The sequence below is a fragment of the Mycolicibacter senuensis genome, from assembly GCF_002101885.1.
GTDB classification, from domain to species: domain Bacteria; phylum Actinomycetota; class Actinomycetes; order Mycobacteriales; family Mycobacteriaceae; genus Mycobacterium; species Mycobacterium senuense.
The window spans coordinates 176,454-199,127 of record NZ_LQPS01000039.1; the positions used below are offsets into that span (position 1 = coordinate 176,454).

A 22,674-nucleotide genomic window follows, 5' to 3' on the forward strand; every position below is an offset into this window, starting at 1 on the left:
CATGCCCGCCGGGAACAGCGCCGAGGAATTGGACGTCGACGGCACCGCCGTCCGGTTCACCAGCGGGGACAAGGCGTACTTTCCGCGGCTGGGCGCCGGCGGCACCAAGCGGGCACTGGCCGACTACTACCTGGCGGTGGCCAATGGCCCGCTGCTGCAGGCGCTGGCCGACCGGCCCACCCACCTGCAGCGGTTCCCGGACGGCATCGACGGCGCCGAGGTGTACCAGAAGCGGTTGCCGCGCGGGCATCCCGACTATCTGGAGTCGTGCCGGGTGACGTTCCCGTCCGGCCGCACCGCCGACGCACTCAAGGTCACCCGGCCGGCGGACATCTTGTGGGCGGTGCAGATGAGCACCGTCACCTTCCACCCGTGGCCGGTGCGCTGTCCTGACACCGACCACCCCGACGAACTGCGCATCGACCTGGACCCGCAGCCCGGCACCGGCTTCGCCGAGGCACGCGCGGTCGCGCTGGAGGTGCTGCGCCCGCTGCTCGACGAGCTCGGCCTGGTCGGCCACCTCAAAACCTCCGGTGGTCGCGGGCTGCACGTCTTCCTGCGGATCAAGACCGACTGGGACTTCATCGAGGTCCGTCGGGCCGGAATCGCGCTGGCCCGCGAGCTCGAGCGGCGCGCACCGGAGGCGGTCACCTCGTCGTGGTGGAAAGAGGAGCGCGGCAAGCGGATCTTCGTCGACTTCAACCAGAACGCCCGCGACCGCACCATGGCGTCGGCCTACTCGGTGCGTGCCACCCCGATCGCCACCGTCTCCATGCCGTTGAGCTGGGACGAGTTGGCCGAGGGTGCCGACCCAGACGACTACACCATCGCCACCGTGCCCGAGCTGATCGCGCGGCGCGGTGACGCGTGGGCCACCATCGACGACCTCGAACAGTCCCTGCAGCCGCTGCTGGAGATGGTGGCCGCCGACGAAGCCCGCGGCCTGGGCGACCTGCCGTACCCGCCGAACTATCCGAAGATGCCGGGCGAGCCGCCACGGGTGCAGCCCAGCAAGCAGGTGGCCGAGCACTGGGACGAGAAGGGCAACCGCCGTTAGCGCCACGCTGGCCGAGGTAGCCCCAATTGCGGGGCTGGCGGGTTCACCGGTCTGGCGTTGCCTCCAGAACGATTCGGAACTGCCGCGTCAGAGGGTGCACAACCCCAGGGCCAAACCGGGAACAGCGGCGGTGACCGCCACTATGCCGACCATCGCGAGTGAGCGCGGGTCCCACCACGGTCCCTGCTCCGGCTCCATCAGCCGCCTCATGCGATCGACGACCGCAGTGCCGGCGGCCGCCAACGCCCCATCGGGAACGCGGTGTCCGCTACTCAGCGTGAGCAGGCTGGCCAACAAAGATTCGCGACCATGGTCGCGGGCAGCGGCGTCATCGGCGCACATCTCCAACAATGCGGGTACCGACTTCGCCGCCGAACGCATCAACGGCAGCCGTGGCAGCGCTGCTGCCAAGGCATTGAGAGTGGCGATGATGCGATGGTGCCGGCCGCGCAGGTGCGCGCGTTCATGGGCCAGCACCGCTGCCAAATCGGTCGAGCTCAGCAGCTCGAGCGCGGCGGTGGTCACGACGACAGTCTGGCGTCGACCGCCTGAAACGCAGTACGCCGTAGGCTGATCGGCGGCCATAGCGACCACACCGTGGTGGCTGGTGGGATAGCCGACGATGCGAACTGCTTCGGCGTGCTGCAGGTTTCTGCGCCGATAACCGCGCAATGAGATGACCACGCGACGCGCCGTGCGCAATGCCACCGACGCGGTCACCAGCAGTAGCAGGACCACCAGCGCAGTGGCGATGGCCGGCGGCAGTCTGTCGGCTCGTGCGATACCGAGGGTCTTCACGCAGAACGTCATGGCGGTGTTGGTGACCACGCTGTGGATCGCCCCGACGATCATGATGGCCAGCGCTGACAGCCACGCGATCAGCGTTGTTCCGACCGCTACCAGCCAGCCGGTCACGGCCAAGCGCGGAGGTATTCGGGCCACACCGGGCCAGGTGAGCAGCGCCGGCGCGACGCAGCTCAGTACAACGGCATAGCCGAGCAGGAGCGTGACCGCGTTCAACGGGCTTTTTCTTTCTTGAAGCGTTGCAGCGCTTTTCGAACAGTCTCGGAGTCTTCATCGCCGATTGTCTCGAGGAAGAAGTTCAGAATCAACTCACCATCGCCGCCGGATTCGAACACCGTCCGCATCAATTGTGCCGAGTGCTCCTCGCGTGTCATCGTGGGCCGGTAACGGTAGGCCAGCCCGACCTTGTCCCGGAGCAGCCAGCCTTTGCGGAACAGGTTGTCCATCGTCGACATCACCGTGGTGTAGGCGATCTGACGCTTGCCAACGAGTTCGTCGTGCACGTGGCGGACGGTGGCCGGTTCCGAACGTGACCACAGCAGGTCCATCACGACGGCCTCGAGTTCACCGAAGCCCTTGATTGTCATTCCGCCTACCGCCCGTTCGCCTGCCGTGTGGTCGCCGTACCTCGACTGTCGCCGGATGCACCGGACCTACGTAGCGCCATAGTAGCTTCTCCGCTCACGCCACGACGCCATAGCCGATGGACCCGCCATCCCAGCAGCGCAACGACAACGCCCAGCCATACGGCGACGTCGCTGGCGCCGGCAGCCACGCGGCTGAGCCAGAGTTGCAGCTCGTACTCGGAATCGACGGTCAACAGACCCCCCAAGTTGGCGGTTCCGTCCGTCGCAATGAACAGGACGCCGATCCCTGTCAGGACTACGCCGGTGATCAACGAGGTGGTGTGGGTCTGCAGCGGCCCGAGCTTTACCGGGCGGCCTCGAAGCCACGGACGCTTGCCGAGGTCGAAGCGCTCCCACAGCCACGCCAGCACAAACAATGGGGTGGCCATCCCCAGGGCATAGACGGCCATCAGCAACGCGCCGTAAAGGGGAGAGGCGCCCATCGCAGACATGGTCAGAACTGCTCCCAATAAGGGGCCGGCGCAGAACCCGGCCAGGCCGTAGACGATGCCGAGCGCCAGTACCGACAAGGTCGAGGCGATGTTGATCCGGTCGGCCATCTGCTGGATGCCCGGAATGGTGAAACCCTTTCCCAGCGCGGTGAGCATCCCGAAGCCGATCAGCAGCAGCCCGCCGCCGAGGGCCAGTTCGCTGCGGTGGTTGGTGACCACATTGCCCAACGCTCCCACTCCGGCGCCGATCGGCGTCAAAGCGGCACAAAGACCGATCCAGAAGGTGACGGTGCGGCGGATCAGCAGTTGGACCCGATCGAAGGCGTACGCGAAGAAGGACGGCAAAAGCAGGGCTGAGCAAGGGCTGAACAGTGCGGCCAGGCCCCCGAGGAAGGCACCGAGTACCCCGACGCCGGTCATCGGCTGTCCCGGGAGTGGGTGATGACCCGTACGAACTCGTCGAGAGATTGCGCGCCCAGAACCGGCGTGTCGTTGATCAGGAACGCCGGGGTGCTGGGAACTCCGATGCTGTTTCCCTGAGCCAGGTCAGACTCGATGGCCGCGTCGAAATAGTCGCTGCGCAGTTGCGTGGTGAATCGCTTGATATCGGCGACGCCCGCCGCCCGCGCGAATTCGATCAGCTTGGCTTCGGTGAGGTCCGCCTTTGCGCGTTCGGGTGCCGCGGCGTAGACGGCGCGGTTGAACTCCCAAAACCTGCCCTGTGCGGCGGCCGCCCGGCCGGCGCGGGCGGCCTGCGTCGACTGGTCGCCGAGGAGCGGGTAGTCGCGCCATTCGATCCGCAGGGCGCCGTTGTCGACGAAGCGCTCTACAAGTTCGGGCTCGATATCGCGACTGAACTTGGCGCAGAACGGGCATCGGTAATCGGAGAACATCACCATCGTCACCGGTGCCGTCGTGGCGCCGAGAGCGAACGGGTCGTCGGCTTGCCGGCGCTCGATGGATGCCGAACGGGCATCCCGGTCGGCACTCCCAACGGTTGCTGTCGTAGCTGAGGACGGCGGCGCGTCCCGGGCAGTTGACACGGGGTGCGACTGCGAGTTGGTGACCAGGTACAACACCAGGCCGGCAGCGATCACGACGAGGGCGACGATCAGGTAGATGTCCTTGCGCATGCCGTGGCGTGACGAACTTCCCACTTTCAGCCTCCTGCTATCGTCGTCTACTATCTACGTACATACGTAGTAGCTACGTACTTTCTAGCACAGCCAGCGTCGCGGCCCGATCGCCCAGGGGAGGCGTCATGAAAGTGGTCCCAACGGCCGCCGTGATGCTGTCGGTTCTCGTGGTTTTGGCGGTGGCGGGCCTCGTCGTCACTCGTTCGGGTGCTGACGACATCGCGGACGTTGGCGTGATCGCGCCCCCGTCGCCCATTCCCGCTGTCGTCACGGTGTCGCCGTCGCCAGGTGCCTCCGGCGTCGAGCCATGGCATGAAGTGCGCGTCGACGTCACCGGTGGAACCCTCAGCGATGTCGTATTGGCCGACGAAAGCAACGACGCAGTGTCCGGTGTGCTGAGTACCGACCAGCGCTCCTGGCAATCGGATGCGCCGCTCGACTACGGCCGGGCGTATACCCTGACTGCTTCAAGTCGCGACGCTACCGGAGCCACCAGCACTCAAACCTCGACCTTCACAACGCTTACGCCGCATGGGCAGACCAAGGTGGTGTTCGCCTCGACGTCAGGCGCCGATCTGGTGGACGGTGGCACCTACGGTGTCGGGACCGTGGTCGTGGCCAAGTTCGATCACCCAGTCGCTGACCGCAGCGCCGCCGAACGGCAGCTACGCGTCGAAACCACGCCGGCTGTCGCGGGCTCCTGGTACTGGATGGACAATCAGCGCGCCCATTGGCGACCACAGCACTACCACTCGCCGGGCACCCGCATCGTTGCCAGTGCCGAGCTCCACGGTGTACCCCTCGGTGACGGCCGCTACGGGGGAGGCGACAGCCGGGTCGAAATCGGCATCGGTGATTCCAGAATCGCCATCGCCGACGATGCGACCAAGCAGATCAGCGTCTATCTCAACGACGAGCTGGTCCGGACGATACCTACATCGATGGGTATGGGGGGATCGGAAACGGTTGGCGGCAAGACGATCTCGTTCTGGACCCAACCCGGTGTCTACACCGTCATGGGCAAGAGCAACCCCGTGGTGATGGACTCGTCCAGCTACGGATTGCCGGTCGATTCGGCACTCGGTTACAAGCAGACGGTCAACTACGCGGTACGCCTGACCAGCAGTGGGATCTACGTCCACCAACTCGATGCCACCATCTGGGCGCAGGGAACCACCAACGTGTCGCACGGGTGCCTCAACGTCAACGCTGACCACGCGCGGTGGTTCTACGATTTCGCCCAACCCGGTGATGTGTTCGAGGTCCGCAACACCGGGGGAGAGCCGCTGCCGGTCTGGCAGAACGGTGATTGGACGGTGACCTGGCAGGAGTGGCTTGCCGGCAGCGCTCTCTGACGGCAGGTATGGGCTCCGGTCTAGATCGGTCTAGATCCGTCCAGCAACCCCACACAGGTGGCGGTGAGCAGCCGGGTCAATGCGGTGGTGAAGTCCAGATCCCAGCCCGGCGACAGTTCCGGCTCGTCGGAGTAGGCGTTGGTCAGCGTCTCCGGCGGGTGTGCCCGCTGCCACAACACCGAGCCCAGTGAATAGGCGGCGAGCAGCAGATCCAGGGCTCCGCGCGGACCGAGCCGGGGCAGTGCCCGCTCGATCGCGCCGGCACTGGCCATCACCGCGGCGGCGCTGACCCGTCTCAGCTCGATGACCCGCTCGACGTCCACGTCGTGTTCCAAGTGCAGGTGCAGGTTGGACAGCAAGTCGCAGAACAGCGGGTCGGCGGCCAGGCCGGTGACCAGGATCTCGACCACCCGCTCGGGCGACATCGGCCCGGGCTGGTCCAATCCGGTGCAGACCGACGCCGACCAGCGTTGCCAGCTCTCGGCCGCCAGGTGCAGCAGGACCTCCTTGTAGGAGCTGAAGTAGCGGCGCACGGCCGAGTAGTGCATCCCGGCCCGGGCGGCCATCGCGGTCAGCGTCACCGATGCGACGCCGGCCTCCAGCGCCACCGAGCGCGCGGCTTCCACCAGGGCTTCTGCGCGCTGGCGCTTCTTCTCCGCGCTGCGAGCGCGTTGGAACGAGACCTGCCGCACGGCGCGAGGATAACGCACATGCTGTGCGTTGCGGCAGTTCTAGGCGGTGCTGTAGCGTGCGTTTACGCACGTGGACTTGGGTTAGGGTACCCAAAGGTGCGAGGTGAAGGGGACTCTGATTTTCAAGGTGCTGAGTCGGGTGTGGATACCCCTGGTGATTCTGGCCGTGGTCGGTGTCGCCGGGTTCACGGTGACGCGTATCCACGGCCTGTTCGGGTCCGAGAAGCGCCCGTCCTACGCCGACGGCCAGATCGACGAGACCAAGCCCTTCAATCCCAAACGCTTGACCTACGAGATCTTCGGTCCGCCCGGGACCGTGGCCGACATCAGCTATTTCGACGTCAACTCCGAGCCGCAACGCGTTCAGGACGTCGCACTGCCCTGGCAACTCGAGATCGTCACCACCCTCCCGGCGGTGGTGGGAAGCATTATGGCGCAAGGCAACAGCAACAGCATCGGTTGCCGGATCACCGTGGACGGGGAGGTGAAGGCCGAGCGCATCTCCAATGAGGTCAACGCCTACACCTTCTGCCTGCTGAAGGCGGCATGAGCCCGCCGATAACCGGTAGCGCGGGCGGGCATCCGGAGCGAACGTTCATCGCGCGCACCATTCGCCGGCTGTCAATTCCGATAATCCTTGCCTGGCTGGGCCTGATCGTGCTGCTCAGCGTCACCGTGCCGTCGCTGGAACAGATCGGTAAAGAGAACGCCGTCTCGGCGAGCCCGACCAGCGCACCGTCCATGCAGGCCATGACCGAGATGGGCCGGGTCTTTCAAGAATCGGATTCCGACAGCACCGCGATGATCGTGCTCGAGGCCGACCACGAACTCGGCGACGCCGAGCACGAGTACTACGCCGAGATGGTCGAGCGGCTCAAAGCCGACACCGCTCATGTGCAGCACGTCCAGGACTTCTGGGGCGATCCGCTGACCGCCGTCGGCGCCCAGAGTGCCGACGGCAGAGCGACTTACGTGCAACTGAACCTGGTCGGCAACATCGGCCAGGCCAAGGCCAATGAGTCCGTCGAGTCGGTCCGCACCATCGTGGACTCGATCGAGAAGCCACCCGGGCTGACGGTCTATGTCACCGGCACCGCGGCGCTGGCCAACGATATGAACCACGCCGGCGACAAGTCCATGCTGCGGATGATGGCCGTCACCATCGCGGTGATCCTGACCATGCTGCTGGCGGTCTATCGGTCGGTCACCACCGTGGTGCTGCTGCTGGCCACGGTCGGCATGGAGCTTTCCGCCGCCCGCGGCGTGGTGGCCTTCCTGGGCCACCACCACCTGGTCGGGTTGACGACGTTCTCCGTCAACCTGCTGGTCTCGCTGGCGATCGCCGCCGGCACCGACTACGCGATCTTCCTGATCGGCCGATACCACGAGGCCCGCCATGACGGCGAGGATCCCGAAACGGCCTACTACACGGCGTTCAACGGCGTCTCGCACGTCATCCTGGGCTCCGGCCTGACCATCGCCGGCGCGGTGTTCTGTCTGCACTTCACCCACATGCCCTACTTCGTCTCGCTCGGTATCCCGTGTGCGGTCGGCATGGTCATCTCGGTGCTGGCCGCGTTGACGCTGGGCCCGGCGATCATCACCGTCGGCAGCCGGTTCGGGCTGTTCGAACCCAAGCGCAAGATGAGCACCCGCGGCTGGCGGCAACTGGCGACGGCGATCGTGCGCTGGCCCGGGCCGATCCTGGTCGCCTCACTGGCCATTGCGGCCGTCGGCCTGCTGGCGCTGCCGGGCTACCAGCCGGCCTACGACGACCGCAAGTACATCCCCAGCGACATCCCGGCCAACGAGGGCTTCAACGCCGCCGACCGGCACTTCTCGCAGTCCCGGATGATGCCGGAGGTGCTGATGATCGAAGCCGATCACGACCTGCGCAACCCGGCGGACTTCCTGGTCATCGACAAGCTGGCCAAGGCGGTGTTCAAAGTCGTCGGGATCTCCCGGGTCCAGGCCATCACCCGGCCGCAGGGCACCCCGCTGGAACACACCTCGATCCCGTTCCAGATCAGCATGCAGAACGCCGGCCAGATGCAGACCATGCAGTTCCAGAAGAAGCGCATGGACGACATGCTCACCCAGGCCGACGCGATGGGCGAGACCATCGCCACCATGCGCCAGATGCTGGGCTACATGGCCCAATTGGCGGGCACCACCCACGAGATGGTGGTCGACATGGACGAGCTACAGGCCCAGATCTACGACATCCGGGACCACATCGCCGATTTCGAGGATTTCTGGCGGCCGATCCGGAACTACTTCTACTGGGAGCCGCACTGCTACGACATCCCGATCTGCTTCTCGCTGCGCTCGGCGTTCGACATGGTTGACAGTGTCGATCCGATGAGCGAGAGCATGGACAAGATGATCGCGCACATGGCCGACATGGATGCGCTCATGCCGCAGATGCTGACCACCTTCCCGCCCATGATCGACACCATGCAGACCATGCAGACCATGATGCTGACGATGCACAGCACCATGTCGGGGATCTTCGCCCAGATGGACGAGATGGGCGACAACGCCACCGCGATGGGCAAGGCGTTCGACGAGGCCAAGAACGACGACTCGTTCTATCTGCCGCCGGAGGTCTTCGAGAACCCGGACTTCAAGCGCGCGATGAACATGTTCGTGTCCCCCGACGGCAAGGCCGTGCGGATGATCATCTCGCACCGGGGCAATCCGGCCACGGCAGAAGGCATTGCGCGCATCGACCAGATCCGCACCGCCGCCGAGGAGGCGCTCAAGGGAACACCGCTGGAGGACGCCAAGATCTATCTGGGCGGGACAGCGGCGCTGTTCAAGGACATGCACGACGGTTCCTACTACGACCTGCTGATCGCCGGAATCGCGTCGCTGTGCCTGATTTTCGTGATCATGCTGCTGATCACCCGTGCGCTGATCGCCGCGTTGGTGATCGTCGGGACCGTCGCACTGTCGCTGGGGGCGTCGTTCGGGCTGTCGGTGCTGGTCTGGCAGTACCTGATAGGCATGCAACTGCACTGGCTGGTGATGGTGATGTCGGTGATCGTGCTGCTGGCGGTGGGATCGGACTACAACCTGATGCTGGTCTCCCGGTTCAAAGAGGAGATCCACGCCGGGTTGCATACCGGCATCATCCGAGCGATGGGCGGCACCGGGAAGGTGGTGACGGCGGCCGGGCTGGTGTTCGCCTTCACCATGGCGTCCATGGCCGTCAGCGACCTGCGCATCATCGGGCAGATCGGCACCACCATCGGCCTGGGCCTGCTGTTCGACACCTTGATCGTGCGGGCGTTCATGACGCCGTCGATCGCGGCGTTGCTGGGCCGCTGGTTCTGGTGGCCCATCAACGTGCTGCCGCACGTCGGCGGCAAGGCCGCCCGGCATCGGGAGGCGGCCGCCGCCGCGCGCGAAGCCGACGCCGACGCGACCGATGCGTTCGCCGACAAGCCCTGACTTGAGTGAGCCCATGCGATCAGCAACGACAACTAATTAGGTAGCAAGACTAAAGTTATGTAGCATCATTCTCCGGGTTCGCCATCGCCCGCCGCCGGCTTGTTGCGCAGCCGGCTCACCGGATCATCGGTCTGAACAGCGGGGATCGGCCTGAAGAACTGACATAGGGAAAGGACCGGGGAATGGCTACAGTGGATTCCATGCCCACGCACCGCCCGATTCGCCGCCGCGGCGCCGCGGTGGCCGCTGCCGCCGCCCTGGCCGCGCTGACCGCTGCACTGTTGCCGGTGACCGCCTCCGCCGACGCCACCGACGACTTTCCCATCCCGCGCCGGGTGATCCGCACCGACTGCAGCGCCGAGCAGATGTTGGCCGCCAGTCGCGACCTGTCGCCGATCTACTACGAGCGCTACATGATCGACATGCACAACAAGCCGGTCCAGGTGCAGCAGGCCGCCATCGATAAGATGCACTGGTTCTTCTCGCTCAACCCCGAGCAGCGCCGGGCCTACTCCGAGGAACTGGCGACCAACTTCGCCGACCCACTGACCGTGTCCTGGCCCAACCACGCCAAGATCTTCTTCAACAACAAGGGCGTCGTCGCCAAGTCGACCGAAGCCTGCAGCCAGTACCCGCGTGACGACATGTCGGTGTGGGACTGGTCGCCCAAGCCCTGACCGACCGGAGACACCGATGCCCGGTTTCGTCCGTCGAATCACGCAGGCTCTGGCCGTCGCCGGCATGACGGCCGGTGTCGTCGCGGTCGCGGGTTCACCCGCGCACGCACAGCCGGCCGGGTTCCCCGATCTGGACACCTTCAGCCCGGCCCCGGTCGACGACTACCTCACGACCGGCCCCAAGGGGCCCGGACGCTGGGTGAATTTCTCCACGCCGTACAACATCGCCTGCCAATTCGACGCGACCGAGCCGCCGGCCGGGTCCTCGCAGGCCATCATGTGCGACGGCGACATGCCCGGCATGGCGAACGCGCCGCTCAGTTCGGGTGCTCCGGTGGCCGAGGGCTGTGTGATCGGGACGGTGCGTTCCCAGGGTGCGGCGGGCCTGCGGTTGAACCGTGAATCGGCGAGCTGCGGCCGGCAGTTCTCCAACGGAGCGTTCCTGGGGGTCGGGCAGAAGCTGTCCTACGGCAACGTGACGTGCGCGGTGGGCACCGACCAATTGGTCGCCTGCCTCGACACCTCGCTGGGCCAGCACGGTTTCGTGCTGCGACCCTCCGGCAGCACGGCGTTCTGAGCCCCGAACCGGCCCCTGCGGGCTACGGGTTGATGTTGAACGTCGTCGTATAGGTCCGCGGGTGATACGGCGGCGGCGGGGCATCCGGCCCGACGGGCCAGCCCTCGGGGGTCGGCCAGGTACTGACCCGCATGGTGACCTGTTCCTGCCCGTTCGGCAGCGTCTCGACGTTGACGACGCTGGGGCCGTAGGGGACGGCCGGCTGATTGCCCGCGCTGGGAATGAAGCCCGGCCCGGTGAGCTCCTGCGCCGGCGCGGTGAGGAGTCCCTGCGGACTGCCCGCGGTCACGCCGACGATCTGGCTGCCGTTGCTGGCGCTGGTCAGCAGGTAGCCGCCCTGGGGCAGCGACACGATCTGGTTCTCCCGGTCACCGGCGCCCAGATTGTCGAAGGTGCCGACCTGATGCAGGCTGTCCATCCAGGTGTGGGGCGGGGCGCCGGCGGCGACCGGATCGGACTGCCACATCGCGCGCGGACCGTCCTGGCCGATGTTGCCGACGATGATCATCCTTCCCGACTCCGCGTCAAAGACCCCGCTGGCCTGCGAGATGCCGACCTTGGTGTCCGAGCCGATCGTGGTGCCCAGCAGCGGTCCCAGATCCGTTGCGGGATCAGCCAGGTTCTGGACCCGGGATTCCGGTGCGATGAAGTTGTCCGGAGACGTGCCGGGCCCGTAGGGGCGCACGCTGTAAAAGGCGTACTGCTGACCGTCGGGTCCGACCGCCGTCCCGGTCGGCAGCGCCCGGAATCCCTCGTCGACGGGAAACGGGTTGTCGATGTCGGGCTGTCCGGGGATGTGCAGTCGCGGATGACCGGCCTCGGGGTCTCCGGTGATGACGATGCCGGTGCCCGGGATGGTGGCGCCCAGGTCGTAGGGCGAACCCTCCTGGTTCTCCGGCACCGGTGGGCTGCCCGGACCGGCGATGGTGGGAGCGTGCGGCTCCGCGTCGTCGCCCTCCACAGCCGGTATCTCGTTGTCCACCAGCTGGATCCGGGGCTCGCCGTCCCCGGACTCGTAGCGACCGGCCAGGGTCCGCGCCAAGCCCGCCCGGTGCTCACTGTCGGCGCGAGCGTCGCGGACGATCTGGTGGATCTCGCGGGTCTTGCCGTTCAGGAACTGCTGGAACTGGCGGGCGCCGGTGGGGGTGTCCAGCCCCGGCCAGGTGGCTGCGGCCTGCCTGATCTCGGCCTCCATCGCAGCGAGGCGCTGACGCGATACCGAGTTGTTGCGGGCCGCGTCCCGCAGGATCGCCTGGAACTCCTGGTCGGCTGTCACCGACGCCGCCAGCCGGTTGGCCAGCTTGTTCTCCCGCGCCCGTGCCGCGTCGGCGAAAGCGCCGCGGTTCTCGGTCATGGGGCAAAGGTTAACCGGGCGGGGTGGGACCTACCTGCCCTTTTTCGCCCCGCGCTTGCCGGACGGGCGCAACTTGTCCTGGACTCCGGTCGATGCGGGCTCGGGGGCTTCTTCGCTCGCGGACTCGGTGGTCTCCGCGACCGTGTCGGCCTCGACGGTCTCGACAATCTCGTCGTGCTCGGCGTCGGTGTCGTCGGTGTCGTCGGTGTCGTCGTCGGGGACCTCGCCGTCGGGGTCCTCGCCGTCGTCGTCGGCGTCGTCGTCCTCAGCCTCAGCGGCGGCCGCGTCGGACTTCTTGGCGCGCCAGCGCCGCAGCGTCGACTGCTTCTCCGTCTTGGGCTTGATCGGTTTGGGCGGGGGCGGTGGCATTGCGGCGACAAACGACAGGTAGAACGCGCCGATGCCCAACAGTGCGATCGCCGCGGCCGCCCCGTAGATGCCGAACAGCCATATCCCGGCAGCGTCCAGCGACAGCCAGATCTCGCTGATCGCGGTGCCCGCGATCAGGGTTCCGGCCACCCCGTGGGCCACGATCGAACCGGTCAGCAGCGTCAGCGCCAGCTGCGGCGTCCCGTACTCCGGTTTGCGGGTGTGCTTGAGGATGGCCACCACCGGCAGCGCGGTCCCGGCGACCAGCAGCCCGAGGAAGATCCGCAGCACGATGCCCAGCGCATGCGGGGTGAAACCGGTCAGCTCCCACCAGCGGGGCAGAACGAACAGGAAGTACAAGATGGCGGCGAGGGTCGAGAGTGACGCGTGCCAGACCGTGGCTACGGTGCGACTCACGCCACCTCCCGTGTTTCGTCAGTAGTGATTCAGGTGCGACCGGACCACGGGATTGCGGTCCGGTCGCACCTGCAGTGCGGAGGATAGGGGATTTGAACCCCTGAGGGCTATTAACCCAACCCGCGTTCCAGGCGAGCGCCATAGGCCACTAGGCGAATCCTCCGTCGGCAATGGTAGCGGAGACTCCCGCGGGGGCCACGCGCTCCTCGTCCGGCCCGCCGCTAGACTTGGCACTCGGACCCCGCGCGGCGTCTATCCTGTGAACTCCCCCAGGGCCGGAAGGCAGCAAGGGTCAATGGGCTCTGGCGGGTGCGCGGGGTCCCCTTATGTGTCGGGCCTTCGATTGTGAAAGGCACACCGTGTCGTTGCAGAACCTCAGCCGTGCCGACCTGGGCGCTCAACACGAGAGCTACCAGCGCGCTTACGCCGAGCTACAGGACAAGAAGCTGGCGTTGGACCTCACCCGCGGCAAGCCCGCGCCCGAGCAGCTCGACCTGGCCAACGGCCTGCTCACCTTGCCGGGTGCCGACGACTACCGCGCCGACGACGGCACCGACACCCGCAACTACGGCGGGTTGCACGGTCTGCCCGAACTGCGGGCCGTCTTCGGCGAACTGCTGGGCATCGCGGTGCCCAACCTGATCGCCGGCAACAACGCCAGCCTGGAGTTCATGCACGACGTCGTCGCCTATTCGATGCTGCACGGTGGCGTCGACTCGCCGCGCCCCTGGGGACAGGAGCCGGACGGCGTCAAATTCCTGTGCCCGGTGCCCGGCTACGACCGGCACTTCGCGATCACCGAGACGCTGGGCATCGAGATGATCGGTGTCCCGATGCGCGAGGACGGCCCCGACGTCGACCTCATCGAGGAACTCGTCGCCGCCGACCCCGCCATCAAGGGCATGTGGACGGTGCCGGTGTTCGGCAACCCGACCGGCATCACCTACTCCTGGGAGACGGTGCGCCGGCTGGTGCAGATGGCCACCGCCGCACCCGACTTCCGGCTGTTCTGGGACAACGCCTACGCGGTGCACACCCTGACCACCGAGTTCCCCCACCAGGTCGACGTGCTCGGGCTGGCCGCCGCCGCCGGCAACCCGAACCGGCCCTACGTGTTCGCCTCCACCTCGAAGATCACCTTCGCCGGCGCCGGCGTCAGCTTCTTCGGCGGCTCGCTGGGCAACATCGCCTGGTACCTGCAGTACGCCGGCAAGCGCTCGATCGGCCCGGACAAGGTCAACCAGCTGCGCCACCTGCGGTTCTTCGGTGACGCCGACGGGGTGCGGCTGCACATGCGCCGCCACCAGGAGATCCTGGCGCCGAAGTTCGCGCTGACCGCCGAGATCCTGCAGAACCGGCTCGGCGAGTCCAAGATCGCGTCGTGGACCGACCCCAAGGGCGGCTACTTCGTCAGCCTCGACGTGCTGCCCGGCACCGCGCGGCGCACCGTGGCGCTGGCCAAGGACGCCGGGATCGCCGTCACCGAGGCCGGCGCGTCCTTCCCGTACCGCAAGGACCCCGAGGACAAGAACATCCGGATCGCCCCGTCGTTCCCGTCCACCGACGACCTGCGCAACGCCGTCGACGGCCTGGCCACCTGCGCGCTACTGGCCGCCGCCGAGCACCTGCTGGGCTGACATCGCGTGGAATTCGACGTACCTGCCGGCGTCGCCGCCTAACATTTCCCGAAGTTGCGTCGGGAGCCCGTCGAAATGCCGGTGGAGGCCGAGAAATGGCGAACAGGATCGGTGTCTTGGGCGGTGCGCTGGCGGTGCTGGGCGCTGTCGTGCTGGGCCAGGTTCCCGCGGCATATGCCCCGAGCCGGGCGGACCCGGTGATCGACCACTGGCCGGCTCAGGTGGGCGACGCCGGCCCCGGTGCGGCCGACGCGTTGCCGGCCAAGGTCACCCCCGCCCTCGACGTCTTCCGGGGCGCCGCCGCCGACGCCGCGCTCGGGCACCCGGTGATGTACGGCGACGGCCAGTGTTATCCGCTGATCCTGCAATACATCCGCGCGCTCGGGTACCCCTGGCGAAACCGCGACCCCAGCGGCAACGCCTTCGATCTCTACGAACATTTCCCCACCAACGGGCTGGGGGAATACTTCGACCAGGTTCCGTCGTCGCGACTCGGGGGCGGCGCGAACCTGCCGCAGGTCGGCGACGTCGTCGTCTACGGTCCGGGCGGGTACGTCAGCGAGCACGGGCACGCCGCGGTGGTCACCGCGGTGCGTGGAAGCGGCCCGCTGTTCGGCTACGAGACGGCCGACCAGAACTCCGGCGGCCGGCTGTTCGTGACGTTGAACTGGCGTGACCTCAGCCCGATGTGGAACACCTTGGGGTATCTGCGGCCCAGGGTGTAGCGCGGTGGTCTGCCGGGCGGCGCACCGTCGTCGGCCCGAGCAAGTAACCTGCTGGCGTGGCGCTCTACCGCAAGTACCGGCCGGCAACATTCGCCGAAGTGGTCGGGCAGGAGCACGTCACCGAACCGCTGTGCACCGCCTTGGCGGCGGGCCGGATCAACCACGCCTACCTGTTCTCCGGGCCTCGCGGCTGCGGCAAAACCTCGTCGGCGCGCATCCTGGCCCGGTCGCTGAACTGTGCGCAGGGGCCCACGCCCACGCCGTGCGGAACCTGCGATTCGTGCGTGGCACTGGCGCCCAACGGCCCGGGCAGCATCGACGTCGTCGAACTCGACGCGGCCAGCCACGGCGGGGTCGACGACACCCGGGATCTGCGTGACCGCGCGTTCTACGCCCCCGCCCAGTCGCGGTACCGGATCTTCATCATCGACGAAGCGCACATGGTGACCACCGCGGGCTTCAACGCGCTGCTCAAGATCGTCGAGGAACCACCCGACCACCTGATCTTCGTGTTCGCCACCACCGAACCGGAGAAGGTGCTGCCGACCATCCGCTCGCGCACCCACCACTATCCGTTCCGGCTGCTGGCGCCGCGGACCATGCGCGAGCTGATCGGGCGGATCTGCGAACAGGAACAGGTCGCCGTCGACGACGCGGTCTACCCGCTGGTGATCCGCGCCGGCGGCGGCTCGCCACGCGACACCCTCTCGGTGCTCGACCAGTTGCTGGCCGGCTCGGTGCCGATGGCCGGCAGCCCCGGAACCAGCCACGTCCACTACCAGCGGGCGCTGGGCCTGCTCGGCGCCACCGACGTCGCCCTGATCGACGAGACGGTCGACGCGCTCGCCGCCGGGGATGCGGCGTCGGTATTTGCGGCGGTCGAAGCCGTTGTCGATGCCGGTCATGACCCCCGCCGATTCGCCATCGACCTGCTGGAACGATTCCGCGACCTGATCGTGCTGCAGGCGGTGCCCGACGCGGTGGCCAAAGGTGTGGTCGACGCGCCCGAGGACATCCTGGAACGCATGCATGAGCAGGCCGCCCGGATCGGCCCGGCGACCCTGGCCCGCTACGCCGAGGTGGTGCACGCCGGTCTCGGCGAGATGCGCGGTGCGACCGCCCCGCGGCTGTTGCTGGAGGTGGTGTGCGCCCGGCTGCTGCTGCCGTCGGCGGCCGACACCGAGGCCGCGCTGCTGCAGCGGGTCGAGCGCATCGAGAGCCGGCTGGACATGTCGATCCCGGGTGCGGCCACCCCGTCGGCAGCCGGCGACGGCGCATCCGCGGCCAGGCAATTCACCCGGCGTTCCCAGGCTGCCGAGCCCGCCCCGCGACAGCCCGCCCCGGAACCCGCGCCTGCGCCGGAACCCGCGCCCGTGCCGGCGCCCGCCGCCGCACCGGCGTCCGCGCCCGCACCGAAGCCCGCTCCGCCACCCGAACCGGCACCCCCGGCAGCACCACCACCACCGCCGCCGGCCGCAGCACCACCACCACCGGCCGCGTCACCGCCGTCGCCCAGCTCGCCCGCGCCGGGAGAGCCCGATGCCGCCGCGGTGCGCGCGATGTGGACCACGGTGCGGGAGAAGGTGCGCCAGCGCAGCCGCACCACCGAGGTGATGCTGGCCGGTGCCACCGTGCGCACCGTCGACGGCAACACCCTGGTGCTGAGCCACGAGTCGGCTCCGCTGGCCAAGCGACTCTGCGAACAACGCAACGCCGACGTCATCGTCGAGGCACTCAAGGACGCCCTCGGAGTGAACTGGCGGGTCCGCTGCGACGCTGGGGCGCCGCCGGCCGAGCCCGCGTCGACGGCCCCGCCCGCGCCAGCCGCTGCGGACCTGGCCCAGCGAGCCGACGAAGAGGCCATGCTGGCCGAGGCAGCAGCCGAGCAATCCGACCCGGCGCCGCGCCGCGATCCCGAGGAGGCGGCCCTGGAACTGCTGCAGAGTGAGCTGGGCGCTCGCCCTATCGGTGGTGACTGATCGTCTAGGGGATCCACCAGGGCCGCAGCGGCAGGTCGTCTCGGCCTTGCTCGTCGACATTGCTGGCCAGTACGTGGTGTAACTGACATTGGTTGCGCTCGAAGCCGAGCACCGATGCCGCCATGTACAGGCCCCACACCTTGGCGCGGCCCAAACCGACCTCGTCGACGGCCTCGTCCCAGTGGTCGACCAGGTTCTGGCACCAGCCGCGCAGCGTCTTGGCGTAGTGGAGCCGGAAGTCCTCCTCGTGCAGCATCTCGAAACCGGTCTGCTGGATCTCGGCGATGATGCTTCCCACGCCGGTGAGCTCGCCGTCGGGGAAGACGTACCGATCGGTGAAGGCGTCGCCTTTGTAGACCGAGTTGTCCGCGGTCGTGATGCAGTGGTTGAGCAGCAGGCCACCGGTGCGCAGCTTCGACTTCAGGAAGCCGAAGTACGACGGATAGTTCTTCACCCCGATGTGCTCGGTGAGTCCGATCGAGGAGACGGCGTCGAAGCCGGTCTCGGGCACGTCGCGGTAGTCGCAGTGCCGGACTTCGGCGAGATCGGACAGGCCCTCCTCGGCGATCGCCCGCTGCGCCCAGTCGACCTGCTCGGCCGAGAGCGTGGCCCCGACTGCACGGACCCCGCGACGGGCCGCGTAGCGCACCATGCCGCCCCAGCCACAGCCGACGTCGAGCAGGCGATCGCCCGGCTTCAGTCGCAGCTTGTCGAAGATCAGCCGGTACTTGTTCTCCTGGGCGTCCTCCAGCGTCGCGTCGGGGCTCGGGTAGATCGCGCAGGTGTAGGTCATCGACGGGCCCAGCACCCATTCGTAGAACCGGTTGGACACGTCGTAGTGGTGGTGGATGGCGGCGGCGTCGCGGGCCTTGGAATGTCGCAGGCCCGCCGCGGTGCGGCGCCACTTGGCCGGTGCTTCCTCCGGCGGCGGCGCGATCGGCTTCAGATGCTTCAAACCGATCGACCGGATGATGTTGACCAGCGTCTGCGGCGACGGCTGTTTGAACTCCAGGTCCGCCAGCGCCTTGAGCATCTCGTAGGGGTTTCCCGGGTGCACGCCGCGCAGTTCCAGGTCGCCTGCAATGTAGGACCGGGCGATCCCCAGTTGCCCCAGCGACGTGGCCAGGTAGGTGGTCGCGCGCGGATTGAGCAACTCCACGGCCAGCGAGGCGTCATCCGGCCCGACGCTGCTGCCGTCATAGGCGGTGACCTTGACCGGCGGTTGCCCGCCGCCGGAGAGCAGTACCAGAATCTCGGCCAATCCCAGCTTGCCGTTCGTGGTGTTCTGAGTGTCTTCGGCTTGCGTTTTCAACATGGTGGTCTGCCCCCTGGCATCGTCCGCTCCCTGGCCAGTTGCGGATTACCACGCGGCCGGCACCTCAAACACGCGTAATCTGGCACCGCAATGGGCGACACCACCGACACCACTTCCTGTGCGATCGTCGGCGGCGGACCCGCGGGCATGGTGCTGGCGCTGCTGCTGGCTCGCGCCGGTGTCGAGGTCACGCTGCTGGAGAAGCACGCCGACTTCCTGCGCGACTTCCGCGGCGACACAGTGCATCCCACCACACTGCGGTTACTCGACGAGCTCGGCTTGTGGGACCGCTTCACGGCGCTGTCGCGCAGCGAGATCCACCAGGTCGTCCTCGACGTGGCCGGCCACGGCGTCACGGTGGTGGACTTCGGCCGGCTGCGGGGCCAACCGCACCCCTACATCGCGATGGTGCCGCAGTGGGATCTGCTCAACCTGCTCGCCGAATCCGCGCAGACCGAGCCGACATTCACGCTGCGGATGCAGACCGAGGTCACCGGACTGCTGCACGAGAACGGCCGGGTCGCCGGCGTGCGCTACCAGGGCCCCGACGGGCCGGGCGAACTGCGTGCCGGGCTGACGGTGGCCTGCGACGGACGGTGGTCGATCGCACGGCACGAGGCCGGCCTGCGATCCCGGGAGTTTCCGGTGAACTTCGACGTGTGGTGGTTCCGGCTGCCCAACGACCGCGCCGCGGAACCGACCCTGCTGCCGCGACTCGGCCCGGGCCGTGCCGCGATCATGATTCCGCGCGAAGGCTACTTTCAGGTCGCCTACCTTGGGCTCAAGGGCGGTGATGCGGCGCTGCGAGAGCGTGGCATCGAGGCGTTCCGGCGCGAGGTGGTCGAACTGATCCCGGAGGCCGCCGACGCGGTGGGCGCATTGCGCAGCCTGGATGACGTCAAACACCTGGACGTGCGGGTGAACCGGCTGCGGCGGTGGAGCGTCGACGGATTGTTGTGCATCGGCGACGCCGCGCACGCCATGTCACCGGTCGGTGGTGTCGGCATCAACCTCGCGGTGCAGGACGCGGTGGCCGCGGCCAGGATTCTGGCCGAGCCGCTGCGACAGGGCCACGTCACCAACCGCGACCTGGCCGCGGTGCACCGGCGCCGGATCCTGCCCACCGTCGTCACCCAAACGGTTCAGCGGGTGCTGCACCGCGGCCTCACGCCGATCCTGCGCGGTAAGAACCTCACCCCGCCGGCGGCTTTCGGTGCCGTGATCGACAAACTGCCCTGGCTCGCCGCAATCCCGGCCTACCTGGTAGGCGTCGGGGTGCGTCCGGAGCGGGCGCCGGCGTTCGCCCGGCGCTAACCGATGGCGATGAGCCGCTAGGGCTGCCACCACTGCCGCAACGGCAGCCCGTCGTCGCCGCCGCGGTCATCGAGCCTGGCCGCCAGCACATGATGCAACTGAATGACGTTGTGTTCGAAGCCCAGCCGCGAACCGGCCATGTACAGCCCCCATACCTTCGCGGTGGCCAGGCCGACCTCGGCCACGGCCTCGTCCCAGTGCGCCACCAGATTGGCGCACCAGTCCCGCAGCGTCAGCTCGTAGTGGTGCCGAATGTTCTCGGCGTGGACCACCTCCAGACCGGCGTCCTGGATCTCGCTGATGATCCGCCCCGACCCGGCCAGCTCACCGTCCGGGAACACATAGCGGTCGATGAAGTCGCCCGCGGTGGCACCGGATCTGTTGTCCGCCCGGGTGATGCAGTGGTTGAGCAGTAGGCCGCCGCGGCGCAGCTTGGACTTGAGGAACCCGAAGTAGGCGGGGTAGTTCGCGACGCCGATGTGCTCGGTCATCCCGATCGAGGAGACCGCATCGAATTCGGTCTCGCGCACATCGCGGTAGTCGCAATGGCGGACCTCGGCGAGGCCGGCTAACCCCTCGGAGGCGATCGCGCGCTGCGCCCACCGGGCCTGCTCGGTCGAGAGCGTCGCACCGATAGCGCGCACGCCGTGCCGCGCGGCGTAGCGCACCATGCCGCCCCAGCCGCAGCCCACATCCAGCAGCAGGTCGCCGCGACGCAGCCGCAACTTGTCGAACACCAACCGGTACTTGTTCTCCTGGGCCTCGTCGAGTGTCGCGTCCCGGCTCGGGTAGACCGCGCAGGTGTAGGTCATCGACGGCCCCAGCACGGCTTCGTAGAAGGCGTTGGAGACGTCGTAATGATGCTGAATCGCGCTGGCGTCTCGATGCTTGCTGTGCCGCAGGCCGTCGGCGACGCGCAGCCAGCGGGGGCGGGCCTCCTGCGGTGGCGGCGCGATCGGCACCAGGTGCTCTATCCCGACGGAGCGCACGATGTTGGCCAGCACCCGCGGCGACGGCCGTTTGAAGTGCAGTTCGTCGGCGAGCGCCTTGAGCAGGCGGTACGGGTCACCGGGGTGCACGCCGTGCAGTTCCAGATCCCCGGCGACGTAGGCGCGGGCCATGCCCAGATCGCCCGGGGCGGTGGCCAGATAGGTGGTGCCGCGCGGAGTGAGCAGTTCCAGGCCCAGCGGGGCGTCGTCGGGCCCGGTGCTGCTGCCGTCGTAGGCGGTGAACCGCAACGGCAGGTGACCGTCGGTGGCCAGGGTCTCCAGCACCTCCGCCAGGGTCAGTCTGCCGGTGTGCGTCTGCTCCTTGTAGGTGGTCACTGTCGTCGCACCGCCTTGTCGTAGAGGTCCAGCAGCCGGGCGTCGGGGTCGTATGCCCGCTTGACCTTCCGATAGGTTTCCCCGCCGTAGAGCTCGTCGAACTCCGCGGCGGTGTAGTAGGCGTCGGAGTACAGCGACTTGTGGCCGTCGAGTTCGCTCACCTTCGCCTCGATCAGCCGATTGGTGGCGCCCTCGGTGGCGCCGGCCGGGACCGAGGACCAGAACCCGACGTTGACGTAGGTGCGGTTGGGCCGGATCGGGTACAGCGGCCAGTTCTCGTCGGTGCGCAGGCGCAGCGGGCACAGCCACACCGGCTCGATCGGCACGTGGTCGAAGAACCAGTCCAAGAACTCCCGGCAGCGCCCCAACGGCACCTCGACGTCCTGCACCACCCGCTCGCGCGAGGGGGCGGTCTTCGGGCGGTGGACACTGCGTTTCTCGATCCGGTCGGCGATGGCGAACCGCCGGTCGTAGCCGATCAGCTTCGCGTAGAAACTGCTGCGCCGATAGCGCCGCGGCCACCAGCGCCGCACCAGCGGGTGCTGCGCCCCGAACGCCCGCGAGCACCAGAACCAGTCGGTGTCCCAGCGCCACAGGTAGTCATGGATGGTCAGCCGGTCGTCTTTGATCCCGTGCGCGTGCTGAATCGAGCGGTAATAGACCCGCTGGCCGGTGTAGTCGCTGACGGCGCCGGGGGTGTCGGTCTCGATGCCCACACACAGGTAGCTCTCGGCGGGGGAGAACACCACCCCGTCGAGATAGTCCACCGCAACACCGTCGAACCCGCCGGTGTCGATGATCCGGTCCATCGTCGCGATCAGGTCGTCCAGCGCATCGAACCGGATGTGCCGTAGTGCCACGAACGGTTTGACCGCTTCCAGCTCGATCCGCAGCCGAGTCGAATAGCCCAGCGTGCCATAGGAATTCGGAAACGTCCGGAACAGGTCCGGGTGCCGGTCACGGGAAACGGTCAGCAGCTCACCGGCACCGGTGAGCACGTCCATCTCCAGTACCGACTCGTGCGGCAGGCCGTTGCGGAACGACGCCGACTCGATCCCCAGGCCCGACACCGCGCCGCCGACCGTGATCGTCTTCAACTGCGGGACCACCAGCGGCGCAAACCCGTACGGCAGGGTCGCGGCCACCAGGTCCTCGTAGGTGCACATGCCGCCGACGTCGGCGGTGCGGTTCGCCACGTCGATGCCGATGACGTTCACCAGCCCCGAGCTGTCCAGACCCGGCGCTGCGCGTTTGGCGCGTGCCCGGAACAGGTTCGAGGTGGGTTTCGCCAGCCGGACCGACGCGCTCGCCGGAATCGCCCGGTAGCTGTCCAGCAAGCGTTGCACCCCCCGCGTGTGGGATGTCGGTGCGTCGGCCGGCCGAACGGACATCACCTCCCACGCTAGC

At 67.7% G+C, this 22,674-nt stretch carries 20 protein-coding genes, 1 tRNA gene and 1 other RNA gene; 11 read left to right on the top strand and 11 right to left on the bottom strand.

What is annotated here, in order from left to right; genetic code table 11:
* Window position 1: 1 nt before the first annotated feature.
* Window positions 2-1,057 carry a DNA polymerase domain-containing protein gene (locus AWC24_RS13035; protein WP_085085488.1) on the top strand — a complete coding sequence of 352 codons (1,056 nt, stop codon included), beginning with the start codon at window positions 2-4 and terminating at the stop codon, window positions 1,055-1,057.
* Window positions 1,058-1,144: 87 nt separating this feature from the next.
* On the opposite strand, the gene AWC24_RS13040 is transcribed toward AWC24_RS13035, so the two are convergent.
* Genes AWC24_RS13040 through AWC24_RS13055 form a run of 4 tightly spaced genes read right to left on the bottom strand, consistent with a single transcriptional unit; the run spans window position 1,145 to window position 4,072 of the window.
* Complete coding sequence (locus AWC24_RS13040) at window positions 1,145-2,077, bottom strand: M56 family metallopeptidase (protein WP_085085490.1); 933 nt, start codon at window positions 2,075-2,077, stop codon at window positions 1,145-1,147.
* A complete protein-coding gene (locus AWC24_RS13045; RefSeq protein ID WP_085085492.1) occupies window positions 2,074-2,448 on the bottom strand; it encodes a BlaI/MecI/CopY family transcriptional regulator in 375 nt (124 codons plus the stop codon). The genes AWC24_RS13040 and AWC24_RS13045 overlap by 4 nt, the downstream gene beginning before the upstream one ends.
* A gap of 5 nt (window positions 2,449-2,453) precedes the next feature.
* Window positions 2,454-3,359, bottom strand: coding sequence for a cytochrome c biogenesis CcdA family protein (locus tag AWC24_RS13050; protein ID WP_085085493.1), 906 nt, complete (start codon window positions 3,357-3,359; stop codon window positions 2,454-2,456).
* Window positions 3,356-4,072, bottom strand: a complete 717-nt coding sequence (locus AWC24_RS13055) for a DsbA family protein (protein WP_085085495.1) — start codon at window positions 4,070-4,072, stop codon at window positions 3,356-3,358. Before AWC24_RS13055 ends, AWC24_RS13050 begins: the two co-directional genes overlap by 4 nt.
* A gap of 128 nt (window positions 4,073-4,200) precedes the next feature.
* Between AWC24_RS13055 and AWC24_RS13060 the strand changes: the two genes are divergently transcribed.
* On the top strand, window positions 4,201-5,430 hold the full coding sequence (locus AWC24_RS13060) for a L,D-transpeptidase (RefSeq protein ID WP_234807363.1): 1,230 nt from the start codon (window positions 4,201-4,203) through the stop codon (window positions 5,428-5,430).
* Between the two features lie 20 nt (window positions 5,431-5,450).
* Here AWC24_RS13060 and AWC24_RS13065 read toward each other — a convergent pair whose 3' ends face one another.
* A complete protein-coding gene (locus AWC24_RS13065) occupies window positions 5,451-6,140 on the bottom strand; it encodes a TetR/AcrR family transcriptional regulator (protein WP_085085497.1) in 690 nt (229 codons plus the stop codon).
* Window positions 6,141-6,249: 109 nt separating this feature from the next.
* Here AWC24_RS13065 and AWC24_RS13070 point away from each other — a divergent pair, with 109 nt between their 5' ends.
* From AWC24_RS13070 to AWC24_RS13085, 4 genes are all read left to right on the top strand, one after another.
* A complete protein-coding gene (locus AWC24_RS13070) occupies window positions 6,250-6,672 on the top strand; it encodes an MmpS family transport accessory protein (protein ID WP_085085749.1) in 423 nt (140 codons plus the stop codon).
* Complete coding sequence (locus AWC24_RS13075; RefSeq protein ID WP_174813659.1) at window positions 6,669-9,578, top strand: MMPL/RND family transporter; 2,910 nt, start codon at window positions 6,669-6,671, stop codon at window positions 9,576-9,578. The genes AWC24_RS13070 and AWC24_RS13075 overlap by 4 nt, the downstream gene beginning before the upstream one ends.
* Before the next feature lie 200 nt (window positions 9,579-9,778).
* Window positions 9,779-10,255 carry a DUF5078 domain-containing protein gene (locus AWC24_RS13080; protein ID WP_085085753.1) on the top strand — a complete coding sequence of 159 codons (477 nt, stop codon included), beginning with the start codon at window positions 9,779-9,781 and terminating at the stop codon, window positions 10,253-10,255.
* 16 nt (window positions 10,256-10,271) lie between these two features.
* A complete protein-coding gene (locus AWC24_RS13085) occupies window positions 10,272-10,832 on the top strand; it encodes a hypothetical protein (RefSeq protein ID WP_085085499.1) in 561 nt (186 codons plus the stop codon).
* A 22-nt stretch (window positions 10,833-10,854) separates the two neighbouring features.
* Here the strand turns inward: AWC24_RS13085 and AWC24_RS13090 are convergent, their stop codons facing one another.
* From AWC24_RS13090 to AWC24_RS13100, 3 genes are all read right to left on the bottom strand, one after another.
* Window positions 10,855-12,186: a DUF4226 domain-containing protein gene (locus AWC24_RS13090; RefSeq protein ID WP_085085501.1), complete on the bottom strand. Its 1,332-nt coding sequence runs from the start codon at window positions 12,184-12,186 to the stop codon at window positions 10,855-10,857.
* A gap of 30 nt (window positions 12,187-12,216) precedes the next feature.
* Window positions 12,217-12,972 (bottom strand): lipid uptake coordinator LucA, encoded by a 756-nt coding sequence (gene lucA, locus AWC24_RS13095; RefSeq protein ID WP_085085503.1) that lies wholly within the window; start codon window positions 12,970-12,972, stop codon window positions 12,217-12,219.
* Between the two features lie 77 nt (window positions 12,973-13,049).
* Window positions 13,050-13,135 (bottom strand) — tRNA-Ser (locus AWC24_RS13100).
* A 70-nt stretch (window positions 13,136-13,205) separates the two neighbouring features.
* Between AWC24_RS13100 and ffs the strand changes: the two genes are divergently transcribed.
* From ffs to AWC24_RS13120, 4 genes are all read left to right on the top strand, one after another.
* Window positions 13,206-13,300, top strand: an RNA gene (gene ffs / locus AWC24_RS13105) — signal recognition particle sRNA small type.
* Complete coding sequence (locus AWC24_RS13110; RefSeq protein ID WP_085085505.1) at window positions 13,299-14,609, top strand: aspartate aminotransferase type Ic; 1,311 nt, start codon at window positions 13,299-13,301, stop codon at window positions 14,607-14,609. Before ffs ends, AWC24_RS13110 begins: the two co-directional genes overlap by 2 nt.
* A gap of 95 nt (window positions 14,610-14,704) precedes the next feature.
* Window positions 14,705-15,334 (top strand): CHAP domain-containing protein, encoded by a 630-nt coding sequence (locus AWC24_RS13115; RefSeq protein WP_085085507.1) that lies wholly within the window; start codon window positions 14,705-14,707, stop codon window positions 15,332-15,334.
* Between the two features lie 56 nt (window positions 15,335-15,390).
* A complete protein-coding gene (locus tag AWC24_RS13120; RefSeq protein ID WP_085085509.1) occupies window positions 15,391-17,313 on the top strand; it encodes a DNA polymerase III subunits gamma/tau in 1,923 nt (640 codons plus the stop codon).
* A gap of 4 nt (window positions 17,314-17,317) precedes the next feature.
* On the opposite strand, the gene AWC24_RS13125 is transcribed toward AWC24_RS13120, so the two are convergent.
* Complete coding sequence (locus AWC24_RS13125) at window positions 17,318-18,628, bottom strand: class I SAM-dependent methyltransferase (protein WP_085085511.1); 1,311 nt, start codon at window positions 18,626-18,628, stop codon at window positions 17,318-17,320.
* A 90-nt stretch (window positions 18,629-18,718) separates the two neighbouring features.
* On the opposite strand from AWC24_RS13125, the gene AWC24_RS13130 reads away from it, so the two are divergent.
* The gene (locus AWC24_RS13130; protein WP_085085513.1) at window positions 18,719-19,942 is read left to right on the top strand and encodes an FAD-dependent oxidoreductase; all 1,224 of its coding nucleotides are present in this window, start codon (window positions 18,719-18,721) and stop codon (window positions 19,940-19,942) included.
* A 17-nt stretch (window positions 19,943-19,959) separates the two neighbouring features.
* On the opposite strand, the gene AWC24_RS13135 is transcribed toward AWC24_RS13130, so the two are convergent.
* Complete coding sequence (locus AWC24_RS13135; protein WP_085085515.1) at window positions 19,960-21,267, bottom strand: class I SAM-dependent methyltransferase; 1,308 nt, start codon at window positions 21,265-21,267, stop codon at window positions 19,960-19,962.
* Window positions 21,264-22,658, bottom strand: a complete 1,395-nt coding sequence (locus tag AWC24_RS13140; protein ID WP_085085517.1) for an FAD-binding oxidoreductase — start codon at window positions 22,656-22,658, stop codon at window positions 21,264-21,266. The genes AWC24_RS13135 and AWC24_RS13140 overlap by 4 nt, the downstream gene beginning before the upstream one ends.
* Window positions 22,659-22,674 lie beyond the last annotated feature (16 nt).